This is a genomic window from Bradyrhizobium sp. RD5-C2 (genome assembly GCF_019972155.1).
Lineage (GTDB): Bacteria > Pseudomonadota > Alphaproteobacteria > Rhizobiales > Xanthobacteraceae > Bradyrhizobium.
In genome coordinates this window covers 149,084-173,789 of the sequence record NZ_BOVL01000012.1, presented here as the reverse complement: position 1 = coordinate 173,789, position 24,706 = coordinate 149,084, and the positions used below count along the sequence as shown (strand labels likewise).

Below are 24,706 nucleotides of genomic sequence, written 5' to 3'. Positions count from 1 at the left end.
CCCCCGCCATGCCGGCGGCTCGGCGCTGCGGCTCGACCACTATCAGGTGCTGACGCCGGAGGTGCGCAAGGCGTGCGAGTTCTACACCGCGGCCGGCTTTCGGCTCAGTGAATACATCGCGCCCGCCGGCACGTTCGATCTGCGCGGCGTGTTCCTGCAGCGCAAGGGCAATCCGCACGACATCGTGTTCTTCAACGGTGCGGGACCGCGGCTGCATCATTTCGCGTTCCTCGCGCCCGAGGTCCATCATCTGCTGAACGCCTGCGATCTCGCCGGCGAGCTCGGCTATGGCGCGGCCGTCGAACGCGGACCCGGGCGGCACGGGCCGGGGCATGCGATGTATGTCTACATGCGTGATCCCGACGGGCACCGCGTCGAGCTGTTCAACACGCACTACCAGATCATGGACATCGAGAACGAGCCGATCGGCTGGGATCCGTCCGACCACAAGATCTCGTTTCCCTGGGGCCTGCCGGCGCGGCAGGCCTGGTTCGAGGAGGCGACGCCGTTCGAAGGTGTCGCGATCCGCGAGTCGCAAATGAAGCCGAAGCCGTTGACGCTCGAGAGTTACCTCGCGAAGTAGCATGTCGATGTCAGCGAAACCCGGGCATGATCCCCTGTATGACGCGGCCATCGTCGGCCTCGGGCCGGTCGGCGCCATCTTCGCCAACCTGCTCGCGAAAGCCGGCCTGAGCGTCGCGGTCGTCGAGCGCACTGCCGACATCTACGACAAGCCGCGCGCGATCACGCTCGACCACGAGGCGCTGCGCGTGCTGCAGGCGATCGGGCTCGGCGATTTCATGGAGCAGGCGATCGCCCCGCATAACGGCTCGCATTATCTCGGCGTCGACGGCGAGATCATCAAGATCTTCGACCCGATGCCGCCGCCGTATCCGCTCGGCTGGATTCCGAACGTCACGTTTGTGCAGCCGGATGTCGAGCAGGCGCTGCGCGACAAGCTTGTCCAATATCCGCAGGTCGACGTTTTTCTCGCAACCGCCGGCGTGGCGCTCGAGCAGGACGAGCGCGCGGTGACGTTGACGGCGCGGCGCGAGCGAGGCGACGAGTTCCCGATCCACGCGCGCTATCTGATCGGCTGCGACGGCGCCAACAGTTTTGTGCGCAAGCAGCTCGGCATCGGCCTCGACGACCTCGCCTTCGATGAATGGTGGATGGTGGTGGATACGCTGACCAGCGACCCCGCCAAGCGGCCGGCCAGGAGTTTTCAGTATTGCTGGCCGTCGCGGCCCGGCACCTTCGTGCCGGGTCCGCGCAATCTGCGGCGCTGGGAGATCAAGCTCTTGCCCGGCGAGGATCCCGAGGCGGCCGGCGCGCCCGACAATGTCGTGACGCTGCTGAAGGGCTTCACCGATATTTCCGACCTCACGATCTGGCGCTCGGCGGTTTATCGCTTTCACGCGCTGCTTGGGCAGCGCTGGCGCGACCGCCGCGTGCTCCTGATGGGGGATGCCGTGCACCAGACGCCGCCGTTCCTCGGGCAGGGGCTGTGCGCCGGCATCCGCGATGCCGTGAACCTTGCCTGGAAGCTGAGCCTGGTTCTCCGTGGCGACGCCGACGAGACGCTGCTCGACAGTTACGAGATCGAGCGCAAGCCGCATGTCCGCGCCGTCGTCGCCAGCGCCAAGGAGTTCGGCAAGATCATCGGTGAACTCGATCCGGCGGTTGCCGCCGAACGCGACGTCCAGCTGCGCGCCGACCTGAAGGCCGGCAAGGCCGAAACCATCAGGCAGAAATTCATCCCCGATCTCGTCTCCGGCCTGATCGCGCCCGATGCTGTGCTTGCCGGACGGCTGTTCGTGCAGCCGCATGTGCGGGCACCGGACGGGCGCACGTGCCGGCTCGACGATTTGCTGAAGCCGGAATTTGCGATCGTGACGGCTACCGCGGAGCCGCTGGCGTGGCTGTCGGACGCGTCCCGTGCCGCCTGGCAGCATCTCGCCGGCGAGCGCGTCGTCGTCACCGCGTCAGGTGAAAGCAGCGATACCAACGGCATTCTGAGCGTGGTCGAGCGCGACGGGTTGTTCGCCGACTGGATGCAGCAACATGGCGCCGCGGCGGTCATCGTGCGGCCCGACCGTTACGTCTTCGGAGCCGCCGGCACCGCCGGCGAGCTCAATATGCTCGTCGGGCAACTGCTCCAGAACCTCAGCGCAGGGCACTAGCCTTTTCAAGCCAGCGCTTTGTCTGTACCACCGGAAGAAAGAAATTCCGGGGGAAACCAGTGAACAACAACAATGATGTGGCCGAATTTGATTACGTCATCGTCGGGGCCGGCTCGGCCGGCTGCGTGCTCGCCAGCCGCCTGAGTGCCGACGGCAAGCATTCGGTGCTGCTGCTCGAGGCCGGGCCGAAGGACACCAACATCTGGATCCATGTCCCGCTCGGCTACGGCAAGCTGTTCAAGGAAAAATCCGTCAACTGGATGTACCAGACCGAGCCTGAGCCCGGCCTGAACGGACGCCAGGTGTTTCAGCCGCGTGGAAAAGTGCTCGGCGGCTCCAGCTCGATCAACGGCCTGCTCTATGTGCGTGGCCAGCACGAGGACTATGACCGCTGGCGGCAGCGCGGCAATGCCGGCTGGGGTTTCGACGACGTGCTGCCCTACTTCAGGAAGGCGGAGGATCAGCAGCGCGGCGGCGACAAATATCACGGCGCCGGCGGTCCGCTGCCGGTGTCGGACTGGCGGCATCACGATCCGCTGTCGGAAGCCTTCGTGCATGCCGCGGCCGAGGTCGGCATCCCAACCAATCCGGATTTCAACGGCGCGACCCAGGAGGGCGCGGGCTTCTTCCAGACCACGACGCGGCGCGGCCGGCGCGCCTCGACGGCGCGGTCCTATCTGCGGCCGGCGCTGACGCGCGGCAATCTGCATGTCGAGACGTCGGCACTAGCGCAGCGCGTCCTGTTCGACGGCAAACGCGCGAGCGGCGTCGCGTACCGGCAGAACGGGCAGTTGCGCACGGCCAAGGCGCGCAAGGAGGTGCTGGTGTCGAGCGGCGCGTACAACTCGCCGCAATTGCTGCAGCTCTCCGGCATCGGCCCCGCCGATCTGTTGAAGCAGCACGGCATCGAGGTTCTGCTCGATGCGCCCGGCGTCGGCAACGATCTGCAGGATCACATGCAGGTGCGCATCGTCACGCGCTGCGCCCAGAGCGTCACGCTGAACGACGTCATCAACAATCCGGTGCGCCGCGTCATGGCCGGCCTGCGCTACGCGGCGTTGCGCAAGGGGCCGTTGACGATTGCGGCCGGCACGTCGGGTGCATTCTTCAAGACCAGTCCGCGGCTGGCGTCACCGGACATCCAGATCCACTTCCTGCCGTTCTCGACCGACAAGATGGGCGAGAAGCTGCATCCGTTCTCGGGCTTCACGGCGTCGGTCTGCCAGCTGCGCCCGGAGAGCCGCGGCTCGTTGAAGATCCGGAGCGCGGACCCGGGCGTGCCGCCGGAAATCCGCATCAACTACCTGGCGACCGAGACCGATCGCCGCGCCTTCATCGACGGCATCCGCATCCTGCGCAAGATCCTGGCCGCGCCAGCGCTGAAATCATACTCGGTCGGCGAAGTCGATCCCGGCGCCAAGGTGGTCAGCGACGACGACCTGCTCGATTTCTGCCGCCGTACCGGCAGCACGGTCTATCATCCGACCTCGACCTGCCGGATGGGCAACGATGCGCTCGCGGTCGTCGACAACAGGCTCAAGGTGCGCGGTGTCGAGGGCCTGCGCGTGGTCGATGCGTCGGTGATGCCGGACCTGATGTCGGGCAATACCAACGCGCCGACGATCATGATCGCGGAGAAGGCGTCGGATATGATTTTGGAGGATGCAAGGTAAGATGTGATCCGTCATCCTGAGGAGCGCGTAGCGCGTCTCGAAGGATGCACGGCCACAGATGGGCCGTCGACCCTTCGAGGGCCGCTGAAGAAGCGGCCACCTCAGGGTGACGGTGAACGGCTACCGGCCCTCACCCCTTATACGCGCGCACCCGTGCGACCATCTGCTCGACATGGGCGATCGGCGTCTCCTGCAGGATGCCGTGACCGAGGTTGAAGATCAGTCGCCCCTTGCCGAAATTCTCCAGCACATCGTCGACTGCGCGGTCGAGCGCGGCGCCGCCGGCAATCAGGGCCAGCGGATCGAGATTGCCCTGCACCGCGACGCGGCTCTGGACGCGCTCGCGGATCATCGACGGCTCCGCGGCCCAGTCGATCGAGACGGCATCGACGCCGGTTTGCTCGACATAGGCCGGCAGCATGCCTGCCGCGCCGCGCGGAAAGCCGATGATCCGGGCACCGGGGACCTGCTTGCGCACCCCGGCAACGATGCGCCGGGTCGGCTCGATCGACCAGCGGGCGAACTCGCGCGGCGGCAGCACGCCGGCCCAGGTGTCGAAGATCTGCAGGCAGTCGGCGCCGGCCTTGAGCTGGCCGACGAGATAGTGGATCGAGTTCTCGACCAGGACGTCGATGATTTTGGCGAAAGCGTCCGGATGGCGATAGGCAAGCATGCGCGCGGGGGCCTGGTCCGGCGTGCCCTGTCCGGCGACCATATAGGTCGCAACCGTCCATGGCGCGCCGCAGAAGCCGATCAGCGTGATCTCGGGCGCAAGCTCGCGCCGAACGCGGCGCAGGGTTTCAAAGACCGGCTCGAGCTGGTCGAAATTGGCCTCGGTTGCCAGCGTCGCGATCTCGCCGGGGGTTGCCAGCGGATCGAGCCGCGGCCCTTCGCCGGCCTCGAAGCGCACCGAGCGGCCGAGCGCGTAGGGGATCACCAGGATGTCGGAGAAGATGATCGCGGCGTCGAAGTTGAACCTGCGGATCGGCTGCAGCGTGATCTCGGTGGCGAACTCGGGCGTGAAGCAGAGATCGAGGAAGCCGCCGGCCTTGGCGCGCAGCTCGCGATATTCCGGCAGATAGCGGCCGGCCTGCCGCATCATCCAGAGCGGCGGTACGGCCTGCCGGTGGCCCGACAGGAGGTCGATGAGCGGCTTCTTGGTGGGATCCTGGGGCACGCGAAAGTTCCTGATCACGGTCAAATTTGGCCCCTGATACACGCTGCGGCGCAATGGGCCAAGGCGATACTCAAGGCGGTTCTGGAACCCCGGTTTGCGGAGGCGCGTTGCACGGCGGGGCTGGAGGATACCTTCCTGGCCTCCGATCCGGTCAGCGCCATGCAACCGCGTCGTCGAAGCACGACGACAATCCGGACAATTAGCTGGCTTATCCCAGCGAGCGCTAACCACGATGCGAACGGGTTCAGTTATCCGAGGAACGGCTCACCGCGCAGCGGCGGCTCGAAGCGCACGCGTGACATGTTTGCGGACGGCCTCGATCAGCGAACCGCCCGCATATCGCGATGCCCTCGACCGGCTAGACCGGGCCGCCTTCGGGGCGCTGGACCCGCTCGAATTCGAAGGTCACGCCGAGCCGGCGCTCCAGGCGCCAGACCAGAATGCAGTGCCGCGGGATCGGTTCGCTCTCGATCTCGAGATCGAACGCGAACGGAATTGCGACGTCGCCTTCGACAGCGAGCCCCGCGCCGCCGGTCGAGATGTTGAGCACAAGGCATCCGACGCTGGTGTTGCGGAAGAAGATCGTTCCGCGCTTCATCAGGGGCGTTCGCTGGCTGTCGGTCTTGTATCTTCTTATTGTTGCACTCACGGCAGTCTCCTACCCCCGTTGTGATGCCGGCTCGCGATCGTTTCCCCGGAGAACGCTCTCGAGCGGGATGATTTTCTTCGAAACATCATCCCGCTCTATCTCTTTGTTTTGAGCATGATCGTTTCGGAAAACCGCTACACACTTTTCCGGATCATGCTCTAGTTCACCAGCACGGCGCCGTCGCAGCGGATGCCCAGCACCCAGACGTCGACCTGGCCGAGCCCGATGCCGAGCGTCGAGAGCAGGGACGCCAGCACCTGATCGATCGGGCTCGTCACGCCATTCAGGATGCCCATGACGAGCGCGCCCAGTCCCGGGACCGGAAGCCCGAGCGGGCCGACGTTGATGGTGAGCGAGAGGTCGCCGAGCAGGCTTGAGGTGAGCGACGTGAGGAAGTTGGTCGTCGTCACCGTCTTCTTCGTCCCGGACTGGATGTCGCTGTAGCTGAAATTGACGTTGGTCGGCGTGGTGTTGCCCATGCCGACATGGGCGAGGCCGGTGACGGTGATGAGACCAAGATTGACCAGCAGCGCCGGCGGCGGATTGGGCTTGGTCGTGAAGTTGGTCATGTCGGCAACCGTGACGTTGCCGATCCAGGCGTCGACGATCCCCGGCGTCACGCCGATCGTGACCTGCGAGGTGTTGATGTTCGGACGGCCGCACGACACCGCGTTGAGCGTCGCGGTGCCCGAGGCGACCTCGACATAGACCGGGAGGTTGATCGCCGAAACGCTGCCGGAGCCGAGCACATTGACCGTCGCCAGGATCCTGGTCTGCGCAGTATGGACGCTCACGCCCTGGGTGCCCATCGCGATCCAGCTCGAGCCGACCGGACGCTCGCCGACCGTCGCGATCACGGACACGTTGGCGATGCCGGGCAGCCCGAAATTGACCGAGGTTGCGATCTGATTGCTGCCGTTGGCGATCTGCGCCACCGTGTTGATGAGGTCGAAGAGCGAAACGCTGGCGCCGACCTTCGGTTTCTGGCCCACCGTCAGGTTGGCAAACGGGCCGAGGTCGATCAGGGTGCCCGGCGAAACCTTGGTTGAAGAGCCGGTGACGGCCTGGGAGATCGTCGACAGTGCGGTCGTCGCCGCGTTGGCGCCGTTGGTGATCTGCTGTGTGGTCAGCGCCGCCGCCATGAGATCGCCGACCTTGACGTTGCTGCTCAAGACGTCGCTATAGGTGACGCCGGTCAGGTTGATCCGGGTCGCCAGCGCCGACAGGAAGTCGAGTGCGTCGATCTTGGCGCTGATCAGCGAATTGTAGTCCATCACCGAGAGCGACAGTGTGGTGCCGAGCATCGAGCCGAGCAGCGCATTGATCACGCCGCCATTGACCGAGAGCAGCCGCGAGCCGATCTCGAACGTGGCCATTTCGGTCGATGTCGCGGTGGCGGTCGTCGTGATGTTGAAGCTGCTCGCGCCGGTGATATAGCGCGCGAAGTAGAGCGGGGTCTTGGTCGTCAACGTGACGCGCGCGGCGTTCGGAATGCCGACCGCAGGGGTCACGAAGCGGGACTGCGGCGCGACGGCGCTGTTGGCGACGTAGGTCCCGGTCTCGACCTTGACCAGTGCGCTGGCCGGATAGTTGTTCTGCGTCACCGTCGCGGAGGCGGCGTTGACCGGATTGCTCAGATTGGCGGCAGCGACGATCGCGGCGAGGTCGGCGGTGCTCTGGGTCTTGCGCCGGTCGGCGAAGATCGTGCCGAGATCGATGGCAAGCCCGGCGCACCCGATCAGGAGCGTCATCAGGCCGGCCGAGATCATCGCGAAGTTTCCTCGTTCGTCGGCGCCGAAGCGCCGCATCAGCATGAGGATGCCGCTCATGCTAGAAGCCCCCGTACTGGATCGCAGCGGAGCGGACGATGGTGCTCGCCGGTGCCGGGACGAAAGGGAGCTTGTAGATGAAGTTGCCGGCCGCGTTGTAGTTGACCGTCACGACGTAGACGTTGGCGTTCAATGGGGACGGTGCGGCATTGACGGTGAGATTGCTGGCCACGAGCAGCGGGTAGGTCGATGCGTTGGCGGTGACGTAGTTCGTCGCGAGGCTGTTGCGTTCTGTGTCGGTCATTCCGGCGATCGACGACCGCGCCGCTTCGGCGGCGAGCTGCTGAACGCCATGCACCATCGCGAGATACGAACCGAATACAATGATGCCGAAAATGAAGGCGAGAAACAGCGGCAGCATCAGCGCAAATTCGACAGCAGACGCGCCGCTTCGACACCGAAATAACCTGGTCATGGCACACCTCGAAACGCAATCTAGGGCGCCACGTTGCGAGGCTTTGATTAAGGAAAACTATGAAAACGCTTCCGCGAATCAGGGACGTCAATTCGGATCAATGGGAGCGTTCAAACTTATTGGGTGGGCGACACCTTATGGGGCGATCAGAATCTTTGATGCCGTGTCCGCAGAAATCCGGGGTCCGATGGTGTCGAGGTGCTGCGTGCGGGTGCAGATGCAGTCGTCCGATACCGTAGCACTACGTGGCAATGCACGTAACAATACATAAGACCAGCAATTTCAATAGCATCGCGGCAAATTGAAACTAAACGAAAGTGCAACCAAATGTTAGTATAGCTGAATCACATACTGGAGAACGTATTTGCGTCCCGTGCTGAGATTGGAGGGCTCGCGATGCACAGACCACGTCAGCATTTGAATATTCCTACAGAGATCGTTCGCACCGTCGTTGCGATCGCAGAGACGGGAAGTCTATCGAAGGCCGGCGAGCGTCTCGGTCTCAGCCAGCCGGCGATCAGTTCGCAGGTCAAGCGACTGCAGAGCCTGGTCGGCGGCGCGCTCTTCGTCAGAACGGCGAACGGCACCACGACGACGGAGCTCGGCAAGGTTGCCGTGCAGCAGGCAAGGCGAATCCTCGAAGCGAACGACCAACTGCTTCGGCTCGGCGGCAATCACGAAGGACCGCAGCCGCTGCGGCTCGGAATAAGCACGATGCTCGCCGAGGAATTCCTCAAGCTGCATCCGGCCGACGCACTCGCCGACGTTCTGCTTCACGCCGACATGTCGCCGATCGTCATCCGAGGATTGATCGACGGCTACATCGACATCGCCTTCGTCTACAGCAACCCTTCGCTGGAGAACGAAGACGAGGTGACGATCGCCGCCGAGGCCGACGAGCGCTCGGTTTGGGTACGATCACGCGATTTTGTCCTGCGGCCGGGCGCCCCGATCCCGATCCTGGCGTGGCCGGGTGACGACTGGATGATCCGGACGCTCACCAAGCACAACATCACGTACAAGATCGTGTTCAGGAGCCCGAACCACCAGCTGCGACTGGACGCCGCACGGGCCGGATACGGCCTGACGGCATGCCCCGAGCGGATGATCCCGTCCTCGCTGATTTCGGCGAAGGACTATTATCTCCCGGAGCTTCCGGTGCAGAAGCGCCTGCTGTGTGTTCGCCCGGGTCTCGAGGGAAGCCGCGCGACGGCGATGGTGCAGCGGTTGTCCAGCCTGTTCTTCAGCGGCGCGAAGCCGATGCGTCAGGTGAGCAACATGTAATCCGGCGCCGCCGGGCTCCGGCGGCACAGATCAGTAGTGCGGTGGGCGCTCGTTGGCGGGGCCCGGCGCCTGGCGTTCGGCCTCCTGAAGCCGGTCGCGCAACTCGGCGAGCTGGCGTGTCAGCGCGTCGATCTGCTTCCATTGTGCCGTGATGGTCTGGTTCAGCGTCTCGATGGCTTCGTCCTGGTAGGTCAGGCGGACCTCCAGCGCATCGATCCGTTCGCTCAGCTTTGCCGCGTCATTCATGCACGGCATCCTCGTGCCCACGCGCGCGCAGGCCGTGGCCGAGCGCGACCCGTTCGTCGAACACAAAGCAGTCGCCGCGCCAGCGGCTGTCTTGCCGGGGCGTTTCCTCGAGATATTTCAGGATGCCGCCCTTGAGGTGATAGACCTCGCTGAAGCCTTGCGCGAGCAGATAGGCGCTGGCCTTCTCGCAGCGGATGCCGCCGGTGCAGAACATGGCAATCCTGCGGTGCTTCGCGGGATCGAGCTGCCGCGCGGCAAATTCCTTGAACTGTCCGAAGCTAGCGATTTTCGGATCGACCGCGCCTTCGAAGCTGCCCATCGCGACCTCGAACGCGTTGCGGGTGTCGAGCACCATGATGTCGGGCGAGGCGATGAGTTCGTTCCAGTCGGCGGCGTCGACATAGGTGCCGACCTGCCGCGTCGGATCGACGGTCGTGTCGCCGAGCGTCACGATCTCCTTCTTCAGCCGCACCTTGAGCCGCTGGAACGGCATCTGCGCGGCTTCGGAGAATTTCAGCTCGAGGTTGTCGAGGCGACCGCCGAACAGCGGCCCGTCCTTGAACTCCGCGACAAGGCCATCGATGGCTTCGTGGCTGCCGGCGATGGTGCCGTTGATGCCCTCATGCGCGAGCAGCACGCTGCCCTTCAGATCGAGGTCGGTGCAGAGCGCGCGCAGCGGCTCGCGCAGGGCGCGGAAATCGGGCAGCGCGGCGAACTGGTAGAAGGCGACGACCTTGAGCGGCATGGCCGGGGTTTATCAGGCCAGCCAGATCGGCGAAACCCCGCAAAGCCATGCATTATCGGGATAATTCCTCTGGCATACCATGCATTGCCCTGCCGGGGATGAATGTGCCATGTACTCCGCATCCCCTTGGCATCCACCCGCCGCAGCAGCATCAGACCATCACGATCAAGCGAGCTCTCCGTTATGAGGAATTTCCACTTCGCCGGCCGTTCCACGGTCCACGCCCAGAACGCGATGGTCGCAACGTCGCATCCGGAGGCGGCACTGGTGGCCATCGAGGTGATGCGCGCGGGCGGCACGGCCGCCGACGCCGCGGTTGCGGCCTGCGCGTTGCTCGGCGTTATCGAGCCGCAATCGACCGGCATCGGCGGCGACTGCTTTGCGCTGATCCAGCCGAAGGGCGAGGGCAAGATCACGGCCTATAACGGCAGCGGCCGGGCGCCGATGGCAGCCACCGCCGAGTGGTACCTCGAACGCAAGATCCATTCGGTGCCGCTGACCTCGGCGCATGCCGTCAGCATTCCCGGCGCGATCGACGCCTGGGATGTGATCCTCAGGGATCACGGCAAGTTCGGCTTCGACCGGCTGCTGCAGCCCGCGATCAAAGCCGCCGAGGAGGGCTATGTCGTCGCTCCGCGCATTGCCTTCGACTGGAAGAACGGTTTTGAGAAGCTGAAGAACGGCACCAACACCGAGCGCTATCTGCTGCCGCACGGCAAGCCCGCGGTCGCCGGCGACGTGATCCGCCAGCCCGAGCTCGGCAAGACGTTGCGCGCCATCGCGCAAAAGGGCCGCGATGCCTTCTATAGCGGCGAGATCGCCGCCGACATGGTCGACACGCTGCGCGGTATCGGCGGCTTGCACACGCTGGAGGACTTTGCGGCGCATTCGACCGAGGCGACCGCGCCGATCGGCACGATATACAAGGGCCATGACGTCTGGCAGTGCCCGCCGAATGGCCCCGGCATCACCATGCTGGTCATGCTCAACATCCTGTCGCGCTTCGACCTGACCAAGTTCAAGCCGCTCAGCATCGAGCGCTTCCACCTCGAGGCCGAGGCGGCACGCATCGCCTACATGATGCGTGAGCAGTACATCGGCGATCCACAGCACGCCCATGTCGACGTCGCCGGTATTCTCTCGAGGGAGTTCGCCGACGAGCACATCAGGAACATCCGGATGGACCGGCTGCTCGAGTTGCCGAACGTGGCGCCGCCGATGAATCCCTCGACCGTCTACATCACTGTGGTCGACAAGGACCGCAACGTCTGCTCCTTCATCAACTCGATCGCGCATTCGTTCGGCTCGGCGATCGTCTCCAACAAGACCGGCGTCCTGCTGCAGAACCGCGCCGGCGGCTTCCGCATCCAGCCCGGCCATCCGAACTGCATCGCGCCGGGCAAGCGTCCGCTGCACACCATCATCCCGGCGCTGGCCACAAAAAACGGCCGCGCGGTGATGCCGTATGGGGTCATGGGCGGGCAGTATCAGCCGGTCGGCCAGACCCACGTTCTGACCAACATGCTCGACTATGGCTGCGACATCCAGGAGGCGATCGACATGCCGCGCGGCCTGCATTACGAGGGCGTCTACCAGCTTGAGGACTCGGTGCCGGCAGAGATCGTCGAAGGCCTGAAGAAGATCGGCCACAAGACCACCAGCGTGGTCGCGCCGCTCGGCGGCGGCCAGGGCATCTGGATCGATTGGGAGAAGGGCACGCTGACCGGCGGCTCCGATCCGCGCAAGGACGGCTGCGCGCTCGGCTACTGATTGTCGCAGGCAGCAGCGCCGGATATGCGTTGAGGAACAAGCTGTTCTCGCAAGGATTGGTGCTGGAAGCCCTTTCCCGCGAGGCCCGTCATCAGCTCCCTCGATTCAGATAATACTGACCAGGCCGATTTGCGCGGCGGCGTCTCGCCGTGGTTTGTCGCCGCAACGCCACCACCGCGTCCGACGCTATCGGAAAATCTCGGCTGCGATGCGCTTGTCGTCGGCGCCGGCATCACCGGCTCGCTGGTCGCCGAGCGCCTGACCCGTCAGGGGCTGGACGTCGTCATTGTTGATCGAGAGCGTCCGGGCCAGGGCAGCACTGTAGCCAGCACGGCGATGTTGTTGTGGGAGATCGACCGCCCGCTTGTCGAACTGACCGCGATGTATGGCTTCGATCGGGCTGCGCGCGCCTATCGCGCTAGCCTCGATGCCGTGACCGGTCTGATCTCGCTGGTTCGTGACCACAACCTGCCCGGAGAGATCAGAAAGAAGCGCTCGCTCTATCTGGCGGCCGGCAGCTCTGCAGCCGAATTGCTTGATGAGCATCGGCTCCGCCGCCGCGCCGGCCTGCCCGGCGAGTTCCTCGATCATGGACAACTGCTCGAGAGCTACCGGATAGCGCGCGCCGGCGCGATCGTCTCGCCCGGCGCGGCGGATGTGGATCCGCTCCAACTTGCCCGCGGGCTGCTCCACCTCGCACTCGCGCGCGGTGCGCGGCAGTTCGATGCGGAGGCCTTAGCCTTCGATCCGGCGGGCGAAACGGTGACCGTGGGATTCGAGAATGGTCGCGAAATTGCCGCGAAGGCCGTCGTGCTGGCGACCGGCTATGTGATGCCGGACATCGTTCGGTCTACGATCCAGACCGTGTCCTCGAGCTGGGCGATTGCGACCACACCGCAGCCGCAGAACATCTGGAAGGACGGCGCGCTGATCTGGGAGAACGCCAAGGATTATCTTTACGCCCGGACGACGCCGGCGGGCCGCATCATCATCGGTGGCGAGGATAGCGATGAGGTCATCGCGGCTGATGCCCGCGACCGCTTGATCCCGGAGAAGGCGCTGCGGCTCGTGCAACGTCTCGCCGCGCTCTGGCCGTTCGCCGCAACGGAGATCGAATACCGTTGGGCCGGGACCTTCGACACCACGAGCGATGGCTTGCCGCTGATCGGTCCGGTGCCCCGCGCGAAGCGCATCTATGCGGCGTTTGGCTATGGCGGTAACGGCATCACCTTTTCCTATCTGGCGGCGCAACTGATCGGCGATCTCATCGCAGGCGGCAGCTCGCCGTTGCTCGACGATTTCGCGCTGGACCGCGATGGCGGCATGGCCGGTCACTGAAAAACGGCTAGGGAATTGCCGCGCGCTGGGCTAGAGACGGCGGTCGTTCACGAGAGGTGCAAGATGCGATCTTCACGACGCACGATCATCACGACTGCATTCGCCGGCCTGGCGGCGGCAGTCTCCACGTCCGTTGCCGGCAGGACGGCAATGGCCCAAACCGCAGGAAAGCCCATGACCACAGCTTCAGGCCTCCAGATCATTGACAGCAAGGTCGGCACCGGCGCCTCGCCGAAGACCGGCCAGACCTGCGTCATGCACTATACCGGCTGGCTCTACGAAAACGGCCAGAAGGGCAAGAAGTTCGACTCCTCCGTCGACCGCAACGAGCCGTTCGAGTTTCCGATCGGCCAGGGCCACGTGATCAAGGGCTGGGACGAGGGCGTCGCCACCATGAAGGTCGGCGGCAAGCGCACGCTGATCATCCCGCCGAACCTCGGCTACGGCGCGCGCGGCGCCGGCGGCGTGATCCCGCCGAATGCCACGCTGATGTTCGACGTCGAACTGCTCGGCGTTAAATGACCTGATGGCCGCCAAGTAACCGGCCCATGACAAGAGGGGCGCAGCGATGAAGATCTCGATCCTCGACGATTATTTCGACACGCTGCGCACCCTCGATTGCTTCCGCAAGCTCGACGGCTACGACGTCACGATCTGGAACGATCATGTCCAGGACGTCGACGCGCTCGCCGAACGGCTGCGCGACACCGATGCGCTGGTGCTGATCCGGGAACGCACCCAGATCCGCACCCCGTTGCTCGAACGTCTGCCGAAACTGAAGCTGATCAGCCAGCGCAGCGTCTACCCGCATATCGACATCGACACCTGCACGCGGCTCGGCATCATCGTGTCGTCGGGCCAGCATGCCGATACGCCGTCCTACGCCACCGCCGAATTCACCTGGGGCCTGATCCTCGCCGCGATGCGCGCGATCCCGCAGCAGATGGCGGCGCTGAAGGCCGGCAAATGGCAGATCGGCGTCGGCCATACGTTGCGCGGCAAGACGCTCGGCATCTACGGCTATGGGCGCATCGGCGCCGTGGTCGCGGGCTACGGCAAAGCGTTCGGCATGAACGTGCTGGTCTGGGCGCGCGAGACGGCGCTGGCGAAGGCGCGCGCCGACGGCTACGAGACCGCCGCCAGCAAGGCCGATTTCTTTGCCCGCTGCGACGTGCTGTCACTGCATATGCGGCTGGTCGACGCGACGCGCGGCATCGTCAAGGCGGAAGATCTCGCGCGAATGAAAGACACCGCGTTGATCGTCAACACCAGCCGCGCGCCGCTGATCGAGCCCGGCGCACTGGTCAACGCGCTGCGCGCCGGCCGGCCCGGCATGGCCGCGGTCGACGTCTACGAGAAGGAGCCGCTGCGCGACACGTCGGACCCGCTGCTCAACATGGACAATGTGGTCTGCACGCCACATCTCGGCTACGTCTCGCGCGACGAGTACGAGATCCAGTTCACCGACATCTTCGACCAGATCGTGGCCTATGCCGCGGGCGCGCCGACCAATGTCGTCAATCCGGATGTGTTGACACATCCGGATGTGCTGGCACATCCCCGCCCGCGCGGCTGATTGATCGCGGCATGAAAAGGACCGGCCGAATGGACCGGTCCTTCTCAAGAGCTGATCGCCTGCAGATCAGAGCTTCTTGTTCGCTGCGGCCGCGGCCTTGTTCACGGCGTCCTTGGCGATCTCCTTGGCGTCGCCGAGCGCCTTCTGGCCCTTGCCCTTGGCTTCCTGGATCGCGCCTTCGCCCTGCATCTGCTCGGATCCGGTGGCTTCGCCGATCTTCTGCTTGGCTTTGCCCATCGCCTCGTTGGCGGTGCCCTTGATCTTGTCGGTGGTGCTGCCCATCAGTCTCTCCCTTCAAATCCATTGAAACTTCGCGTCGGCAACGCGCGGCAGCGCGGGAACGTTCCTATTTTCCGCTCGCCTGCGCGGCTGCTTTTCGGTAGCGTTCCGCGCACGAAAACTTGACCAATGAAAGCAAGAACGATGAGCGGTTCCCACGATCACACCCATTCTCACGACCACGATCATCACCATCACGACGACGAGCGCTGGAAGCACGACGGCGTCCGGGTGATTCCGGGTAACCAGCTCGATCCGAACGTGCCGTCGACTGCCGGCATGGACCGCAAGGCCGCGATCAATTTCGCCCGGGTCGGCGCGCAGAAATTGTGGGCAGGCACCGTCAGCATCAAGCCGGACGCCAAGACCGGCGCGCATCATCACGGCCATCTCGAAAGCATCATCTATGTCGTGAAGGGCAAGGCGCGGATGCGCTGGGGCGAGAAGCTGCAGTTCACCGCCGAAGCCGGTCCCGGCGATTTCATCTTCGTGCCGCCCTACGTGCCGCACCAGGAGATCAACGCCAGTCCCGACGAGGTGCTGGAATGCGTGCTGGTGCGTTCCGACGGCGAGGCGGTCGCGATCAATCTCGACATCGAGCCGGTCGAGAAACCGGAGAACGTGCTCTGGGTCGATCCGGTGCACCGGCATCCCGACGAGAAGAAATAACGGGCCCCGTCATTCCGCGGCTCGCGAAGCGAGAGCCCGGAATCCATCGGGCCACAGCGTTGGTGGATGAATGGATTCCGGGCTCGACGCTGCGCGTCGCCCCGGAATGACGACAGAGCAGGGAGCCCAGCATGACGCTCGTTCGCTACGAGAGCGCCGACCACGTCGCGACCATCACGATGACGCGCAGTGAAAAGCACAACGCGCTCAACAACGCGTTGTGCACCGAGCTGCGCGATGCCTGGCTGCGATTTCGAGACAGCGACGATCGTGTGGCGGTGCTGGCTTCGGCGGAGGAAAAGTATTTCTCGGTCGGCGCCGATGTTGGTGATCTCCCCGCCAACATGTGGCACGCCGTGCCTGGCCTCGGCGTCGAACTGGACAAGCCGGTGATTGCGGCGACATCCGGCTGGGTCGTAGGTGGCGCCTTCGTGCTGGTGCAGATGGCCGATCTGTGTGTGGCGTCGGAGACGACGCGCTTCATCTACCCCGAGGGAAAGATCGGCACCACCGCGGGCGGCGTCTCATCGGTGATGGCGCGGATGCCGCACAAGATCGCGATGGAGTTTCTGCTGGTCGGCGACGAGATGTCGGCGGAACGCGCCTTCCAGATCGGTTTCGTCAACAAGGTCGCACCGAAAGGTCAGCACCTCGCGCTGGCGCAGCAGATGGCTGCGAAGATCGCCGGCAATGCCCCGCTGGTGGTCCGCGCGCTGAAGAAGCTGGCGCGCGAGGCGATGCCGAAGGGGCCGCTGGAAACAGTCGCCGACGCGCGGCGGCTGCTCGATGAGGTCAGGGACAGCGAGGATCTCAAGGAGGGCGTGAAGGCCTTCGCCGAGAAGCGGAAGCCGAGGTTTACGGGGAAGTAGGACGAGCGGCAGTTCTCGTCGTCATTCCGGGGCTCGCGAAGCGAGAGCCCGGAATCCATCCCACAACACAATATGCGGCCAAATGGATTCCGGGCTCGACGCTGCGCGTCGCCCCGGAATGACGGAGGGTGAGATTTACACGAACACCCGGTGATCGATCGGCCCATTCGGCACGACATAGCCGTAGCGCGTATTCGACGGCTCTACGCCGGCCTTCTCATACTGCGCCTTCATCGTCGCGAAGCGGTCGCCCTTGATGTCGAGCATCGCGCGCTTCGGCTGGATGTTGTAGAGCCGGGCGTTGTTGTCGCCGAAGATCGCCGTCTTCACCGGTCCGTCGGCGGGCCCAAGCGGCGCGTAGCCGAATTTCTTCTGCATCACTTCCGGGATTTCCAGCCGTCGCAGGCCCTCGATCTGCCATTGCGGCGCACCGGTCCACAGCGCGTCGGTGCCCCAGCAGACGTGGTCGACGCCGAGGCCCTTGATCAGGGTGCCCATCAGCGCGGCGCAGACATTGGGCTCGGCGACCAGCGTGGTCGCGAACAATTGCCCGACATCGCCGTAGACGTTGCTGACGCCATACTGCGCCGGGATGTCGGCGAGGTCGGAGGTCCAGGCGATCCGGCCGGTGCGCTCGAATTCGGCCAGCGCGACCTTGGGATCGCCACCGACATGGCGATAAGCAGAGTGGTAGATGACGAAGTTGAGCTGCGGCCAGTCCTTGGCCGCTTGGCCGACATCGGCAACGTCGGCGAAGCCGCGCAGGTTCGGATACTGCTTCTCGATCCCGGGCGGGAACAGTCCCTTGTGCACGCAGACATTCTTGATGCCTGCCTTCACCATCTTCTCATAGCCCTTGTAGGCGACCTTCTCGTCGTCCAGCCGCCACGGGTAGCGGCTGATCTCCTTGTGGGTGTTATCGCCGATCGTGTAGCCCTTGCAGGATTCCGGCTTTAGCGCCAGCGCGGCATCGAGCTTGTCGAGCCAGCCGGGCTGCCCGGGCGTGAAGATCGCGTGGCAGAACACGCGGCGCGAGCCGGCCTCGTCGTTCATCTTCTTGCGCGCGTCGGCCATCTGCTCGTTGGTCAGGAACCAGTCCTGCTCGATGTCCGACGGCGCCGAGGAGATCAGCGCGATCTTGGTGTCGGAATCAAGAAACATCTCCTTCTTGTAGTTGTTGAACTTCAGATCCTCGATGGTCTGCTCGTGATCGTTGAGCTCCTTGTTCCAGCCGGCCTTGCCGACCGCCTTGCGCATTTCCACAAAGCCCATGATGCGGGTGTCGTCGCGCAGGAAATGCGTGTGCATGTCCATGATGAACTGATCTTTCAGTCCGTTGGCGCGCTCTTGCGCCATCGCCGGCGTTGCAGCCTCGGCCGGCGCCACATCGAACAGCGGGCCATAGACCTGGTTCATCGCGACAAAGGAAGCGGCCATGCCGGCCGCGGTCTGAAAGAATTTTCGGCGATCGAGACCCTGCTTGCCGCCGAGGTCGTCGGCCATCGCCAGCAGACGTGCCTCAACCTCGCGCTGCCGTTCGTTCTGCGGGTCGGGATAGAACTCGTCGCTGGAGACGATCTGGGTCGGGATCGGCGTCTGGTACTGGCACAGTTCGGAGGGCATCAAGGCGGCAAGTTCTTCGTCGGTGAGATTGCTGCTCATTCTTCGCTCCCGCATCTCGCCGGATTTTTCCGGTCGGACCGCGGCGGAGACTAGGACCAAGTCCGTCCGTCGTCCGCGCCGATTGCCGGAAACCGCGTTCACAAAATCGTGCGCTGTATTCTCTGTCATTGCGAAGAGCGTATGCGACGAAGCAATCCATACTCTTGCTGCAAGTGGCGCCATGGATTGCTTCGCTTGCGCTCGCAATGACGGTTGTGGATGCTAACGTCGTGCAAAACCCGAGGGGCCGAACGAAGCCACATCGTTCAGAGGGAGGCAAACCATGATGCCAGCAGACCATTCGCGACGCACCATCATCACGGGCATCGGCGTTGCAACCGCGGCCGGTGTGCTCGGCGCAGCGGCGGTGCAGGCCGCGACCGCAGTTCCTGCCGAGGGCGAAATATGGAGCAACGAATACTGGGCGAAGAAGGGCGACATCCCGCTGTGGATGTTCCGCAAGCGGATCGGCACACCGAAACCGGGCGAGCGGGCGCGGCCCGTGGTGTTCTTCGTCCACGGCTCGTCGGTGACGTCGAGGGCGTTCGACCTCACGGTGCCGGGCAAGGGCGAGTATTCGCTGCTCAATGTCTTTGCGCGCTACGGCTTCGATTGCTGGACCATGGATCACGAGAACTACGGCAAGTCGGGCCGCACCTCGGGCAATGCGGACATCGCAAGCGGCGTCGAGGACCTGAAGGCGGCGGTCGAGGTGATCGCGCGCGAGACCGGCGAGCGGCGATATCACTTCATCGGCGAATCCTCCGGCGCACTGCGGGCAGGTGCGTTCGCGATGGCCGCGCCCGAGCGCATCGATCGCCTGGTGTTCGCCGCCTTCACCTACAAGGGCGAGGGCTCGCCGACACTGGCGAAGCGCGCCGAGCAGCTTGCCTATTACCGCAGCCACAACATGCGCAAACGCGACCGCGACATGATCCGCTCGATCGCGACCCGCGACAAGCCGGGCACGTCGGACCCCGCCGTGATGGAAGCGTTGGCCGATGTCGAGATGCAGTTCGGCGACCAGATCCCGACCGGCACCTATCTCGACATGACCGCCAACCTGCCGGTGGTGCATCCGGAGAAGGTGCTGGCGCCGGTGCTGCTGGTTCGCGGCGAGTATGACGGGATCGCGGCGGTGCCCGATCTCGAGGAGTTCTTCAACAAGCTGCCGAATGGCGACCCGCAGTTCGTCATCCTGCCCGGCACCGCCCATTCGGTTGCACTGGCCACCAATCGCGAACTGTTCTGGCACGTGACGCGGGCATTCCTGACCATGCCGACGCCGATCGTGACCTAGGCGGCCTGCGTCAGGACGCCGCAAGAAAAATTTGCGCGGCGATGTCGGGATCCGGCTATCCGGTTCGTCCTCGGGGCACAACCCCGCCAACAGGAGTTCTCTCGTGGCTAGTCCTAAAATGATCTTCGTCAACCTGCCGGTCAGCAATCTCGCCCGTGCCACCGCCTTCTATGAGGCGATTGGTGCGACGAAGAATCCGCAATTCTCCGACGACACCGCCTCCGGCATGGTGATCTCCGAGACCATCCACGTCATGTTGCTGACGCACGACAAGTTTCGGCAGTTCACGCCGAAGGCGATCGCCGATGCCAGGACCACGAGCGAGGTGCTGATCTGCCTGTCCGCCGAGAGCCGCGAGGCGGTTGACGGCTATGTGACCAGGGCGAAGAGCGCGGGCGGCACCGCCGATCCGTCGCCGCAGCAGGATTACGGCTTCATGTACGGCCGCAGCTTCGAGGATCTCGATGGGCACATCTGGGAAGTGATGTGGATAGATGTCGAGGCTGCGATGAAGGCGCAATCCGCGCCGGCCAACGCCTGAGCCGCCCGCGCAATGCGGGCATTCGAAGCCGGCCATGAGCGGCAGTTGGCAATCCGCTTAGCGGATTGAGATCGCACTTCAGGCTGCGGAAATGCCGTCCGGCCGGGCTTCGGTCATGGCTTGGACGGCTTTTCTTCCCTGAGGCAGGTCGGCTTGCCGGCAGCCTGGGACCGGAAAGTTCAGTTCGACCGTGGTGCCGCCGCCTGGCGTCTCGCAGAGGGAAACGGTGCCGCCGTGGGTGGTCATCACCTGGGAGACAATCGAAAGCCCCAGTCCTGTTCCTTCCGCGCGGGTGTTGCCGCGCTTGAAGGGCTCAAGCAGCAGTTCGGGCTGACCGAGTTGGAGCCCCGATCCGTAGTCAATGACGCTGAGCCGCGCCGGTGCTCCGACCTCGATGAGGACGGAGCCACCTGCGCTGCCATGAGTCACGGCGTTTCGGATCAGGTTCGAGAGCGCGACGGCGATCGCGGTTTCCGAGCCGCGCACCCAGATCGGGTGATGGGGCTCGATGAACTCGACATCGCTTCCGTTCTTCAACGCCATCGGCACGTGTTCGGCCGCAACCCTGCGCGCAAGCGCCGCAAGATCCATTTCGATCAGTTCGGCGGGTTCTGCGGAGATGCGCGCCAGCTGGAGCAGCATGGTGACGATCGACGACAGCTTCTGGTTCTCGGCGATCAGCCTCGCACGCAATGGAGCGTCCTCGACCTGCTCGAGTATGGTGCGCGCGTTGGTTAGGGGCGTCCGAAGTTCGTGTGCTGCATTCGACAGGAAATTTCGTTGCGCCTTTGAAGCGACGTCTATTCGCGATAGCGCGCGATTGAAAGCCGCGACCAGAGGCAGGAGCTCGGCCGGCGCATCCTGTTCCGGCAGTCGTCGGCCATCCGAAACCCCATCGATCATCTCGGCGGCCGCTGCGACGGCGCGGACGGGACGCGCGATGAGCGTCGGCACGAAGACCATCGCGGTAAACGCCGTCGCCGCCAGGACCAGGATGATGGGGAGCGCGACGATCGTCGCATCGGTGAGCATTCCGGTTGTCAGCTGCGCCGCCGTATAGGCCACGCCACCGGTTTCGATCCACACCTCACCCACCGGCGTATTTCTGACGACCGCCATCTTCCTCAGGTTGGTGGTTTCGCCGTCAAACGCGTAGGCGATGAAACTCGTCCCGTCACGCGATGTCTGGGTCTTTTGCGGACGCCACTTCGGGATCGGGCCGTAGCTGACCTCGCCACTCTTGTCGGACACGACATACCAGAATGTCGGGAAATTGCGGGTGATCTCGTCCAGCCTCGATGTCCGCTTGAGCGCCAGTTGCCCGGTCTCGTTGCGGATGACGGCTTCCTTCAAGGCATCGGCGACGTCGGCGGCGGCCCAGGTGCCGTCATCGTCACCGCCAAACCGGATCAGCAAGGCTGCTGCGCAGAGCAGCATGATGGTCGTTACGGCGCCGATCAGCGTCGCGGACAGCACCGCGATCGAGCGATGGACGCGCTTGAGCCTTTGCCACTTCAACATCATCATTCGCCACTCAAGAGATATCCGAGGCCACGGACCGGTTTGATGACGACCTTGCAGTTGGCCGCGCGGAGCCGCCGGCGCAGCCGCGAAACGTGGGCCTCGATCGCGTTTGATTGAATCTCGTCATCAAAGCTGTAGGCGGCAACTTCAAGGGTCTCGCGCAGGACGACGCGCCCAATGCGCCGAACCATCGCTTCCAGAATCGCCAGTTCACGCCGCGGCACGACAATGGGCGCGTGATCGACGCAGACCTCGCGATTGAGCACGTCGTAGCTCAGATTGCCGATGCGAACGATCGCTCCTCTATCGAGAAACAGACGTCGCAGCACGGCCTTGGCGCGCGCGATCAGCTCGATCGGCTCGAATGGCTTGGCCACGTAGTCGTCCGCCCCGTCATCGAGGGCGCGCGCAATATCGAGGGGGTCATCGAGTGCCGTCAGCACGATCGTCGCGGGGCTCGGCTTCTGCTGCTTCAGGTCGCGCAGCAAGGCCAGACCATCGCCATCCGGCAGTCCGCGGTCGATCACGACGAGTTCAAAGCTTCGCACGGCGACTGCGGCTCGACCCTCCTCGAGCGTTGTGACCATGTCGGATGCGCCGAAGGCCGTAGCCAGGGTATCCCGCAGCCATGGCCCAAGCTGGGGGTCATCCTCCACGACCAGAACTCGCACCGCATTCTCCCAAGTGTGAACAATTGTTTCTATCATTACGGACGGATTACAATAAGATTACGGCCAGGAAGAAAACTGCGGTGTCCACACGAATGCATTGATGTAATTGGCCTTTTCAATGTGACTCTAGAGGCATTCTCGAACGGCAGCGGTGATCGGATCGACGCCTGATGAGGGCCGGTCCGAAAGACTCGATCAGGGCGCCGCACACATCAGTGCTCCGGAGCCGATCAGCGTCATGACAGCGCATGAGCTTTCGCATGCGCATCCCTCTCAGCGATTTCCCGGCCAGCGACGTAGATCAACATGACCGGCGAATGACGGCGCGTCGGCGCGTGCAGGAATACGTCGACAGAGGCGGAGTCACGTCAGGCTGTCGTAATGGTCGCTGTGAAAAGCATGGCGGACAACGCGGCTCGCATCGCGCTTTCCGATCTCCGTCCCCAGGCTTCCGAACGATATGCCGGTCGATTTTGCGTTCTCAGCGATGGCCAAGCGGTCAGATCGCAGCCCGGCGTCTTGGCGCCGTCCGTTCAATCGATGGCTGGACGGAGTAGAGGAAGGGTGGTCGGTGCCATTGCTGCTGGTTTGCTTCGTCGGCATCTGGACGGTGTATCTGTCAGTCGCCTATCACGGCGCCGGCCTGCATCCGGACGTGCTGGAGACCTGGACGTATGGCCGGCATTTCGCATGGGGTTATCCCAAGCATCCGCCGTTGATGGGGTGGACGACCGGGGCGTGGACCTCTGTCTTTCCGCTCACCGACTGGTCGCTACAACTGATGGCGATGACGAATGCGGCGTCGGCCCTGTGGTTCGTCGATCTGATCGCAAGAAGGTTCGTGACCGGGCACAAGCGCCTGGTCGTGCTGCTCCTGCTGATGCTGACCCCGGCATACCAGTTTCACGCACAGCGCTTCAACGCCAACGCGGTGTTGCTCGCGGTCTGGCCGCTTGCGACCTACTGCTTCCTGCGCGCCTTTGAAACGAGGACGCCGCCCTGGGCGATTGCTGCGGGTGCCACGGCATCGCTTGCAATGCTGGGCAAGTACTATTCGATCTTTCTGATCGCGAGTTTCGCGTTGGCGGCAATGATCCATCCCTATCGACGAGCCTATTTCACGTCCAGTTCGCCCTGGATCTCCACTGCCGTCGGGCTGATTGCGCTATCTCCGCATCTGCATTGGTTGGCCACCACGGGCGCGGAGCCTGTCCACTATGCCGCGACGCATGTGGGGACCGGATTCCCTTCGTCGCTGCGGGATGCCGTCAATTTCCTGTTGGGCCTTGCCGCGGCGACAAGTGTGGCCGCCGTGACGTGGGCGATGATAACAGGGTATCGCATCAAGCGCCTTCCCCGGGATTTCGCGGCGGCGGACCCCAACCTGAAGCTCATCGGCCACGTCGCGATCGGCACGATCGCTCTTCCTTTCATCACGTCCATATTGCTCGGCACCGACTTGCCGTCGCTGTGGGCGCTTCAAGGATTGTTCCTGTTCGCCGTGCCCGTCGTGTGCAGCACGCGTTACCCGATCGAGCGGTTCTATACGGTCAATGCAGCGCTGCTGGTTGCCGGAATAGCGATCGTCGCTGCCGTGATGGCGGCTCCGGCCCATGCGCTCTACCGCAACAGCTACGGCTATGAGGAAGGGCGAAACGTCTATCACCAGGCGGCAGACAAACTCACCCGGCTGTGGCACGAGCAGATGGGCACGCCGCTGTCGATCGTCGGCGGCAACGACAGCCTCGGGGTCGCGGTGGCCTTCTACAGCTCCGATCACCCGCATTACGGCGATCCTTACGCCTACCAATATTCACTGGCATTGCCTCGCGAGGTGACACCGGAGCGCGGCTGGGCGGCGCTCTGTTTCGATGACCAGGACGATTGTCTTGAATGGACCGCGCGAATGGCGGTTCACGCCGGACGCTATGTCAAACGCGAGTTTTCCGTTCAATCGAGCCTGTTCGGAATTCCAGGCGTCAAGCGAAACCTCGTTGCATTCCTAGTGGCGCCGCGTCGTGAGCCGGACGATGCACCGCCAAGCCTTGTCAACGATGCCGGTCAGGGCAGAGGCCACGTCTCTCCGCAAGCAGATCCGCCGCGCCGCGCGGAGCCGGATGTCGCACTGCCGGAAAATCAGCCGCCAGGAAATGCGCCGCAGACGAACGATCCAGGAGCCAACATGCTGGTGCATCATGAAGCCGCCAAGCTCCTCGTCGTGCTGCGCTGATCAAGCTCATCCCCGGAACGCCGCCGTGACGATCGCGCGCGTAATCTTGCGGTAATCGGCCCCCGCTTTATCGGCG

At 64.0% G+C, this 24,706-nt stretch carries 23 protein-coding genes; 13 read left to right on the top strand and 10 right to left on the bottom strand.

The genetic code is table 11. The features are described from left to right. The 3 genes from BraRD5C2_RS15095 to BraRD5C2_RS15085 all read left to right on the top strand — a co-directional run. Positions 1–583 (top strand): VOC family protein (locus BraRD5C2_RS15095; protein WP_223969504.1); only part of this gene is annotated, 583 nt, incomplete at its 5' end. A 7-nt stretch (positions 584–590) separates the two neighbouring features. Continuing rightward, a complete protein-coding gene (gene mhpA / locus BraRD5C2_RS15090; RefSeq protein WP_223969503.1) occupies positions 591–2,183 on the top strand; it encodes a bifunctional 3-(3-hydroxy-phenyl)propionate/3-hydroxycinnamic acid hydroxylase MhpA in 1,593 nt (530 codons plus the stop codon). A gap of 59 nt (positions 2,184–2,242) precedes the next feature. Continuing rightward, complete coding sequence (locus BraRD5C2_RS15085; protein ID WP_223969502.1) at positions 2,243–3,856, top strand: GMC family oxidoreductase; 1,614 nt, start codon at positions 2,243–2,245, stop codon at positions 3,854–3,856. Positions 3,857–3,986: 130 nt separating this feature from the next. Here the strand turns inward: BraRD5C2_RS15085 and hemE are convergent, their stop codons facing one another. The 4 genes from hemE to BraRD5C2_RS15065 all read right to left on the bottom strand — a co-directional run bounded on the left by hemE (position 3,987) and on the right by BraRD5C2_RS15065 (position 7,926). Further along, positions 3,987–5,033, bottom strand: a complete 1,047-nt coding sequence (hemE, locus tag BraRD5C2_RS15080) for a uroporphyrinogen decarboxylase (protein WP_223969501.1) — start codon at positions 5,031–5,033, stop codon at positions 3,987–3,989. A 358-nt stretch (positions 5,034–5,391) separates the two neighbouring features. Next, positions 5,392–5,682: a PilZ domain-containing protein gene (locus BraRD5C2_RS15075; protein WP_223969500.1), complete on the bottom strand. Its 291-nt coding sequence runs from the start codon at positions 5,680–5,682 to the stop codon at positions 5,392–5,394. A gap of 158 nt (positions 5,683–5,840) precedes the next feature. Then, positions 5,841–7,511 (bottom strand): pilus assembly protein TadG-related protein, encoded by a 1,671-nt coding sequence (locus BraRD5C2_RS15070; RefSeq protein WP_223969499.1) that lies wholly within the window; start codon positions 7,509–7,511, stop codon positions 5,841–5,843. Position 7,512: 1 nt separating this feature from the next. Beyond that, complete coding sequence (locus BraRD5C2_RS15065; protein ID WP_223969498.1) at positions 7,513–7,926, bottom strand: TadE/TadG family type IV pilus assembly protein; 414 nt, start codon at positions 7,924–7,926, stop codon at positions 7,513–7,515. A 396-nt stretch (positions 7,927–8,322) separates the two neighbouring features. On the opposite strand from BraRD5C2_RS15065, the gene BraRD5C2_RS15060 reads away from it, so the two are divergent. Further along, positions 8,323–9,210 carry a LysR family transcriptional regulator gene (locus tag BraRD5C2_RS15060; RefSeq protein WP_223969497.1) on the top strand — a complete coding sequence of 296 codons (888 nt, stop codon included), beginning with the start codon at positions 8,323–8,325 and terminating at the stop codon, positions 9,208–9,210. A gap of 30 nt (positions 9,211–9,240) precedes the next feature. Here the strand turns inward: BraRD5C2_RS15060 and BraRD5C2_RS15055 are convergent, their stop codons facing one another. After that, on the bottom strand, positions 9,241–9,456 hold the full coding sequence (locus tag BraRD5C2_RS15055) for a SlyX family protein (protein WP_050401697.1): 216 nt from the start codon (positions 9,454–9,456) through the stop codon (positions 9,241–9,243). Then, a complete protein-coding gene (gene trhO, locus BraRD5C2_RS15050) occupies positions 9,449–10,201 on the bottom strand; it encodes an oxygen-dependent tRNA uridine(34) hydroxylase TrhO (RefSeq protein ID WP_223969496.1) in 753 nt (250 codons plus the stop codon). Before trhO ends, BraRD5C2_RS15055 begins: the two co-directional genes overlap by 8 nt. Before the next feature lie 183 nt (positions 10,202–10,384). Here trhO and ggt point away from each other — a divergent pair, with 183 nt between their 5' ends. The 4 genes from ggt (at position 10,385) to BraRD5C2_RS15030 (ending at position 14,885) form a co-directional block, all read left to right on the top strand. Continuing rightward, the gene (gene ggt, locus BraRD5C2_RS15045; protein WP_223969495.1) at positions 10,385–11,971 is read left to right on the top strand and encodes a gamma-glutamyltransferase; all 1,587 of its coding nucleotides are present in this window, start codon (positions 10,385–10,387) and stop codon (positions 11,969–11,971) included. A 129-nt stretch (positions 11,972–12,100) separates the two neighbouring features. Continuing rightward, positions 12,101–13,309 carry an NAD(P)/FAD-dependent oxidoreductase gene (locus BraRD5C2_RS15040; protein ID WP_223969494.1) on the top strand — a complete coding sequence of 403 codons (1,209 nt, stop codon included), beginning with the start codon at positions 12,101–12,103 and terminating at the stop codon, positions 13,307–13,309. A gap of 63 nt (positions 13,310–13,372) precedes the next feature. Then, complete coding sequence (locus BraRD5C2_RS15035) at positions 13,373–13,831, top strand: FKBP-type peptidyl-prolyl cis-trans isomerase (RefSeq protein ID WP_173641166.1); 459 nt, start codon at positions 13,373–13,375, stop codon at positions 13,829–13,831. 46 nt (positions 13,832–13,877) lie between these two features. Continuing rightward, positions 13,878–14,885 carry a D-2-hydroxyacid dehydrogenase family protein gene (locus BraRD5C2_RS15030; RefSeq protein ID WP_223969493.1) on the top strand — a complete coding sequence of 336 codons (1,008 nt, stop codon included), beginning with the start codon at positions 13,878–13,880 and terminating at the stop codon, positions 14,883–14,885. A 66-nt stretch (positions 14,886–14,951) separates the two neighbouring features. On the opposite strand, the gene BraRD5C2_RS15025 is transcribed toward BraRD5C2_RS15030, so the two are convergent. Further along, entirely contained in the window at positions 14,952–15,167 is a 216-nt protein-coding gene (locus BraRD5C2_RS15025) for a CsbD family protein (RefSeq protein ID WP_223969492.1), read from the bottom strand. 141 nt (positions 15,168–15,308) lie between these two features. On the opposite strand from BraRD5C2_RS15025, the gene BraRD5C2_RS15020 reads away from it, so the two are divergent. Together BraRD5C2_RS15020 and BraRD5C2_RS15015 are read left to right on the top strand one after the other, a co-directional pair. Beyond that, complete coding sequence (locus BraRD5C2_RS15020; RefSeq protein ID WP_076866333.1) at positions 15,309–15,833, top strand: cupin domain-containing protein; 525 nt, start codon at positions 15,309–15,311, stop codon at positions 15,831–15,833. Between the two features lie 131 nt (positions 15,834–15,964). Further along, on the top strand, positions 15,965–16,702 hold the full coding sequence (locus BraRD5C2_RS15015) for an enoyl-CoA hydratase/isomerase family protein (protein ID WP_223969491.1): 738 nt from the start codon (positions 15,965–15,967) through the stop codon (positions 16,700–16,702). A 135-nt stretch (positions 16,703–16,837) separates the two neighbouring features. Here the strand turns inward: BraRD5C2_RS15015 and BraRD5C2_RS15010 are convergent, their stop codons facing one another. Beyond that, positions 16,838–18,364 carry an amidohydrolase family protein gene (locus BraRD5C2_RS15010; RefSeq protein WP_223969490.1) on the bottom strand — a complete coding sequence of 509 codons (1,527 nt, stop codon included), beginning with the start codon at positions 18,362–18,364 and terminating at the stop codon, positions 16,838–16,840. A 283-nt stretch (positions 18,365–18,647) separates the two neighbouring features. Between BraRD5C2_RS15010 and BraRD5C2_RS15005 the strand changes: the two genes are divergently transcribed. Beyond that, positions 18,648–19,664 carry an alpha/beta hydrolase gene (locus BraRD5C2_RS15005; protein ID WP_223969489.1) on the top strand — a complete coding sequence of 339 codons (1,017 nt, stop codon included), beginning with the start codon at positions 18,648–18,650 and terminating at the stop codon, positions 19,662–19,664. Positions 19,665–19,782: 118 nt separating this feature from the next. Further along, the gene (locus BraRD5C2_RS15000) at positions 19,783–20,205 is read left to right on the top strand and encodes a VOC family protein (RefSeq protein ID WP_223969806.1); all 423 of its coding nucleotides are present in this window, start codon (positions 19,783–19,785) and stop codon (positions 20,203–20,205) included. 78 nt (positions 20,206–20,283) lie between these two features. Here the strand turns inward: BraRD5C2_RS15000 and BraRD5C2_RS14995 are convergent, their stop codons facing one another. Both BraRD5C2_RS14995 and BraRD5C2_RS14990 read right to left on the bottom strand, forming a co-directional pair. Beyond that, positions 20,284–21,729, bottom strand: coding sequence for a sensor histidine kinase (locus tag BraRD5C2_RS14995; RefSeq protein WP_223969805.1), 1,446 nt, complete (start codon positions 21,727–21,729; stop codon positions 20,284–20,286). Continuing rightward, entirely contained in the window at positions 21,729–22,400 is a 672-nt protein-coding gene (locus BraRD5C2_RS14990) for a response regulator (RefSeq protein ID WP_050401724.1), read from the bottom strand. The genes BraRD5C2_RS14995 and BraRD5C2_RS14990 overlap by 1 nt, the downstream gene beginning before the upstream one ends. 460 nt (positions 22,401–22,860) lie before the next feature. On the opposite strand from BraRD5C2_RS14990, the gene BraRD5C2_RS14985 reads away from it, so the two are divergent. After that, positions 22,861–24,630, top strand: a complete 1,770-nt coding sequence (locus tag BraRD5C2_RS14985; protein ID WP_223969488.1) for a glycosyltransferase family 39 protein — start codon at positions 22,861–22,863, stop codon at positions 24,628–24,630. Positions 24,631–24,706 lie beyond the last annotated feature (76 nt).